The sequence below is a fragment of the Cellulomonas sp. A375-1 genome (assembly GCF_001040865.1).
Classification (GTDB): domain Bacteria; phylum Actinomycetota; class Actinomycetes; order Actinomycetales; family Cellulomonadaceae; genus Cellulomonas; species Cellulomonas gelida.
In genome coordinates, this window is sequence record NZ_LFKW01000035.1 from 1 (window position 1) to 5,175 (window position 5,175).

The window sequence follows — 5,175 nt, forward strand, 5'->3', positions numbered from 1 at the left end:
ACGCGGGTGAGCAGCTGCACGGCGCGGATGGCGTCGTCGTTGCCCGGGATCGGGTAGTCCACGACGTCGGGGTCGCAGTTCGTGTCGAGGATCGCGACGACCGGGATGCCCAGCTTGCGCGCCTCGTCGACCGCGAGGTGCTCCTTGTTCGTGTCGACGATCCACACGGCCGAGGGGACCTTGGCCATGTCACGGATGCCGCCGAGCGTCTTCGCGAGCTTGTCCTTCTCGCGACGCAGGACGAGCAGCTCCTTCTTCGTCAGGCCCGAGGCCGCGACGTCGTCGAAGTCGATCTGCTCGAGCTCCTTGAGGCGCTGGAGCCGCTTGTGGATGGTCGAGAAGTTGGTGAGCATGCCACCGAGCCAACGCTGGTTGACGTAGGGCATGCCGACGCGCGCGGCCTGCTCGGCGACGGGCTCCTGCGCCTGCTTCTTGGTGCCGACGAACAGGATCGTCCCGCCGTGGGCGACCGTCTGGGAGACGAAGTCGTACGCGCGGTCGATGTAGGTCAGCGACTGCTGCAGATCGACGATGTAGATGCCGTTGCGCTCGGTGAAGATGAAGCGCTTCATCTTGGGGTTCCAGCGGCGAGTCTGGTGCCCGAAGTGGACACCGCTCTCGAGCAGCTGGCGCATGGTCACGACGGCCATGGCACTTCCTTCCGTGGCGAGCCGCAGCGAGCGGCCCGCACGTCGAGCGAGAGCGGCACGTGGTGCGCTCCCGCGATGCGGTTTGTCGGCGCCGGCGGATGCCGGTGCCCCTGGCGCCACGACGGCCCGCACCGTGAGTCCCGGTCACCCGGCGCTCACGGACCTGTACGGGCACGCCCCCGAGGTCGGACCTCAGGAATGATGGCGCGCGAAGTCGACCGGCTCTCACCGGTCGCGCCAGAAGTCTAGCCCACCCTCGCCGTGGTCGTGGACGAGGCGCCGCCTGCTCCGGTCGCGTGCTCCCGTCGCCTCTCAGAACACGTCGCGCGACGACCCGCCCCCAGCCCTCGTCGGTCCGGCACGCGTCCACAGGAGCGCAGGTTCGCGGCACGGCGTGCGGCGCCGCCCGGGCACGCTCGACGGATGCCGCCGACGTCCACCCGACCACCAGCCCCGCGCAGCCGTTCGTCCTCCCGCCGCGCGCTCCCTGGTCGACCGCTCCTGCACCGCGCACTCCCGGGTCGACCGCTCCCGGGTCGACCGCTCCTGGGCCGCCTGCTGCTGACGTTCCTGCTGCTCGCACCGGCCGCGTGCGCACCGGCGCCCGCCCGGGCGGCCCCGGCAGAGGCCACCGCGGACGCGGGACCGGCACGCGCGGCGGAGGCGGCGCGCTACGTGCTGCCCGCCCCGGGCACCCACGTCGTGCGGGCGTTCGAGCCGCCCCCGCAGCCGTGGTCGGCCGGGCACCGCGGGGTCGACCTCGCCGTCGTGCCGGGCGGGCCGGTGGTCGCCCCGCAGGCGGGGGTCGTCGCGTTCGCGGGCGACGTCGCGGGGCGAGGTGTCGTGACGGTGCGGCACGACGACGGGCTCACGTCGAGCCTCGAACCCGTGCGACCGTCCGTCGCGGTCGGGACGCGCGTCGCCCGGGGCGCGGGCGTCGGGGTGGTGGACGCGGCGGGGCACTGCGCGCCGGTCACCTGCCTGCACTGGGGCGTGCGGACGGCGCCGACGCGGTACGTCGACCCGCTCTCGCTCGTCGGACCAGCCGGGCCGGTCGTGCTGCTGCCGGGGTGACCCCCGCGCTGCGGCCGCTGCCGGCGACGGTCAGTAGCGCTCGGCCTCCGTCAGCCGCGTGCGCAGCCGCGTCATCGCCGCCGTGTGCATCTGCGAGATGCGCGACTCGGTCACCCCGAGCACCCGACCGATCTCCGCGAGCGTCATGCCCTCGTAGTAGTAGAGGACGACGACGATCCGCTCACGCTCGCCGAGCTGCTCGATGGCACGCGACAGCAGGTGCGCCGTCTCCGCGTCCGCGAGCGTGCCGGCCGGGTCCATGATGCGGTCGTCGCAGAGCGTGTCGCCCAGCGACACCCCGCCTGCCCGGTCCTCGCCGCCCAGGAGCTCGTCGAGCGCCGCGAGGTTCGAGGTGGACAGCTGTGAGCACACCGCACGCAGGTCCGAGACGGGCACGCCGAGGTGCGCCGCGAGCTCCGCCTCGTTCGGTGCGCGGTGCAGCGTCGCCTCGAGCTCGGCGAACGCACGGTCGAGCGAGCGGGCCTTGGTCCGCACCGAGCGCGGCACCCAGTCCATCGCGCGGAGCTCGTCGATGATCGCGCCGCGGATGCGCGACGACGCGTACGACTCGAACTTCACCGAGCGGTCGAGCTGGTACTTCTCGATCGCGTCGATGAGGCCGAACATGCCGTAGGAGACCAGGTCGGCCTGCTCGACCGTCGCGGGCAGGCGCATGCCGACCCGGCCGGCGACGGCCGTGACGAGCGACGCGTAGTGCAGGATCAGGGCGTCGCGGTGAACGCGCTCCCCCGTCGCCTTGTACGCCACCCACAGCTCGGTGACCTCGGGCGCAGGCTGCGCACCGCGCTGGCTCGGGACCTCAGGGAGCACGACGACCGCGGCGAGCTCGATCTCGGGCTCGTCGTCGAGCGCGACACCGGGGACGACGTCGTCCACCTCGGCGACGAGCAGACCACGCTGCTGCGGGATCGTGCCGGCCGGGGCGGCGTTGCCCTGGCCGACCGCGCGCAGCGCGGGCGTGGTGTCCACGTGGATGCTCATGGTCGTCCGTCCTCAGGCTCTCGGGTGAGCCTGCGCGTAGGCCGAGCGAAGCCGCTCGGCGGATACGTGGGTGTAGCGCTGGGTGGTCGTGAGGCTGGCGTGGCCGAGGATCTCCTGCACGCTGCGCAGGTCCGATCCGCCTTCCAGCAGGTGGGTCGCCGCGGAGTGGCGCATCCCGTGGGGCGCGAGGTCGACCCCGGTCGCAGCGGTCGCACGGTGCACGACGGTGCGCACCTGACGCTGGTCGATCCGGTGACCGCGGGCTCCGACGAACAACGCGTCGTCGGAGGCGGCGAGCGTGGAGCGCACGCGCAGCCACGCGTCGAGCGCACGTGCAGCGGGAACGCCGAACGGCACGACGCGCTGCTTGTCGCCCTTGCCCGTGACACGCAAGGTCCGCTGCGCGAGGTCCACGTCCACGACGTCCGCGCCGCACAGCTCTCCGACCCGCACCCCCGTCCCGTAGAGGACCTCGAGGATCGCCCAGTCCCGCACGGTCAACGGGGACGCGGGGTCGGCCTGCCCAGCGAGCGCGTCGAGCGCGCGGCGCGCGGCGTCCTGCGAGAGGACGACCGGCAGGGGCGCGCCGGCGCGGGCGGGGGCCAGACGCAGCGACGGGTCGGTCGCGATCAGCCCGGTACGCGCGGCCCAGGAGAAGAACGCCCGCGCACTCGCGCCGCGACGTGCGAGGGTCGCCCGGCTGCTCTCGTGCGCGGCCATGGCACCGAGCCACGAGCGCAGCATCGCGAGATCGACGTCCGCGAGGTCGTGAGCACCGTGCCGTGCCGCGTGGCGCAGCAGCGCGTCGATGTCCCCCAGATAGGCCCGTACGGTATGGGGCGACAGGCCGCGCACGTGGGTCAGATGGGCCGAGTAGTCCGCGAGCAGGCGCGCGCGAGCCGGCGCCTGTGCGGTGATCTCGGCCACGTCCATGCGGATACCGTGACGGTTTTCGACGCGCCGAACAAGTCTCACATTCACCTGTCCGGCCTAACGGTGGGCGTTTGTCAGGCGATTGTCCGAATTGAGTCGGACATTTCTCTCGGATCGCCGCGCATTTCACCCGCAGCAGTTGCTCAGGTCACACCCTCCGCGCGCCATCCGGACCCCTCATGCCGCGCGAGACCGGCCAGCTCGAGCGATCCGAGGGCCTCGATCGCCTCCGTCGTGGTGACCCCCGCCACCCGTGCCACCTCGGCCGTGGGGCGCGCCGTGCGCGTTCCCAGAGCGTCGTGGACGCGTCGGCCCAGAGCGTCCACACCGTCCAGGCCCCGCGCCGCCACGCGAGGCTCTGGTGCGAGGTCGGCGCCGAGCGCGCCGGCCAGCTCCACGACCTCCGCCGCATCCGTCACGCACGTCGCGACGCCCTCCCGCAGCAGCCGGTGACAGCCCGCCGACGCCATCGACGTCACGGGTCCCGGCACCGCACCCACGGGCCGGTTCAGGCGCGCCGCGTGGTTCGCGGTGCTCAGCGCGCCCGAGCGCCAGGCCGCCTCGACGACGACGGTTGCGGCCCCGAGTGCGGCGATCAGTCGGTTGCGCTGCAGGAACCGGCTGCGCGTGGGCAGGCTGCCCGGCGGCACCTCGCCCACGACTGCTCCCCCGCTCGCGACCGCCTCCTCGATCAGCCTGACGTTGCCCGCCGGGTACGCGCGGTCCACGCCCCCGGCGACCACGACGAGCGTGCGCCCGCCGCTCGCCAGCGCACCGCGGTGCGCAGCAGCGTCGACGCCGTACGCGCCACCGGACACCACGACGAACCCGGCGTCGACCAGCCCCGCGGCCAGGTCGATCGCGACGCGTTCGCCGTAGGCCGTCGCGGCGCGTGCCCCGACGAGCGCTGCCGTCCGGGCACGACCGGTGCTCGGCCAGCGCGCGGCGGCCGGATCCCCGCGCAGCCACAGGCACGCGGGTGCCGCGGCGCCGAGGTCGTCGAGCCCGGCGGGCCACTCGCGATCACCGGGGACCAGGACCCGCACGTGGGACACCCCGTTCGGCGGCGGACGGTGCACCGACCAGCCCTCGGCGGCCAGGCGCGTCATCCGAGGCGCCCAGCGCTCCACGGCCCGCACGAGACGCGCCGGCGCGTCGCCCGTGGGCGCAGCCCGCGCGGGGACGTCGACGAGTCCCGCTGCGGAGTCGACGACCCACTGCCACGCCTGCACGGCGCCGAGCTGGGCGAGCAGCGCGCCCGCCACGACGTCGCCCGGCTCGGCGAGCGCGCTCCAGGCCGCGCGCGCCCACCGCTCCTGCTCGTCGACGACGGGCGTCCCGCCCGCCTCGTGGTGCACGCTCATGCCCCACGGCCCCGGGTCCGCAGCGCCAGGGCCCGGCCCACGTCCGAGCGCCCGGGCGCGGTACGGCCCGCGAGATCGGCCAGCGTCCACGCGACGCGGAGCACACGGTCCGCACCGCGTCGGCTCAACGTGCCGCGGTCGACCGCGCGGTC

5 protein-coding genes and 1 pseudogene are annotated in these 5,175 nt (G+C 74.2%); 1 reads left to right on the forward strand and 5 read right to left on the reverse strand.

The window, feature by feature from the left end:
* A partial coding sequence (rpsB, locus tag CWIS_RS03805) for a 30S ribosomal protein S2 (protein WP_048341920.1) occupies positions 1–650 on the reverse strand: 650 nt, incomplete at its 3' end.
* Positions 651–1,073: 423 nt separating this feature from the next.
* Here rpsB and CWIS_RS17910 point away from each other — a divergent pair.
* On the forward strand, positions 1,074–1,724 hold the full coding sequence (locus CWIS_RS17910) for a murein hydrolase activator EnvC (protein ID WP_082156193.1): 651 nt from the start codon (positions 1,074–1,076) through the stop codon (positions 1,722–1,724).
* Between the two features lie 30 nt (positions 1,725–1,754).
* Here the strand turns inward: CWIS_RS17910 and CWIS_RS03815 are convergent, their stop codons facing one another.
* From CWIS_RS03815 to CWIS_RS17915, 4 genes and pseudogenes are all read right to left on the reverse strand, one after another.
* A complete protein-coding gene (locus CWIS_RS03815; protein WP_174773433.1) occupies positions 1,755–2,726 on the reverse strand; it encodes a FliA/WhiG family RNA polymerase sigma factor in 972 nt (323 codons plus the stop codon).
* Positions 2,727–2,738: 12 nt separating this feature from the next.
* Positions 2,739–3,659, reverse strand: coding sequence for a tyrosine recombinase XerC (locus CWIS_RS03820; RefSeq protein WP_048341921.1), 921 nt, complete (start codon positions 3,657–3,659; stop codon positions 2,739–2,741).
* Positions 3,660–3,802: 143 nt separating this feature from the next.
* Positions 3,803–5,023: a DNA-processing protein DprA gene (gene dprA / locus CWIS_RS03825; protein ID WP_048341922.1), complete on the reverse strand. Its 1,221-nt coding sequence runs from the start codon at positions 5,021–5,023 to the stop codon at positions 3,803–3,805.
* Positions 5,020–5,175 (reverse strand): annotated as a pseudogene (locus CWIS_RS17915) (ATP-binding protein); the annotation flags it as partial. The gene dprA and the pseudogene CWIS_RS17915, both read right to left, overlap by 4 nt.

What these genes read in the sequence shown, in the direction of transcription:
- CWIS_RS03815 (WP_174773433.1), bottom strand. Translation starts at nt 2,726, where the DNA reads ATGAGCATCCACGTGGACACCACGCCCGCGCTGCGCGCGGTCGGCCAG.
- dprA (WP_048341922.1), bottom strand. Translation starts at nt 5,023, where the DNA reads ATGAGCGTGCACCACGAGGCGGGCGGGACGCCCGTCGTCGACGAGCAG.
- CWIS_RS03820 (WP_048341921.1), bottom strand. Translation starts at nt 3,659, where the DNA reads ATGGACGTGGCCGAGATCACCGCACAGGCGCCGGCTCGCGCGCGCCTG.
- CWIS_RS17910 (WP_082156193.1), top strand. Translation starts at nt 1,074, where the DNA reads ATGCCGCCGACGTCCACCCGACCACCAGCCCCGCGCAGCCGTTCGTCC.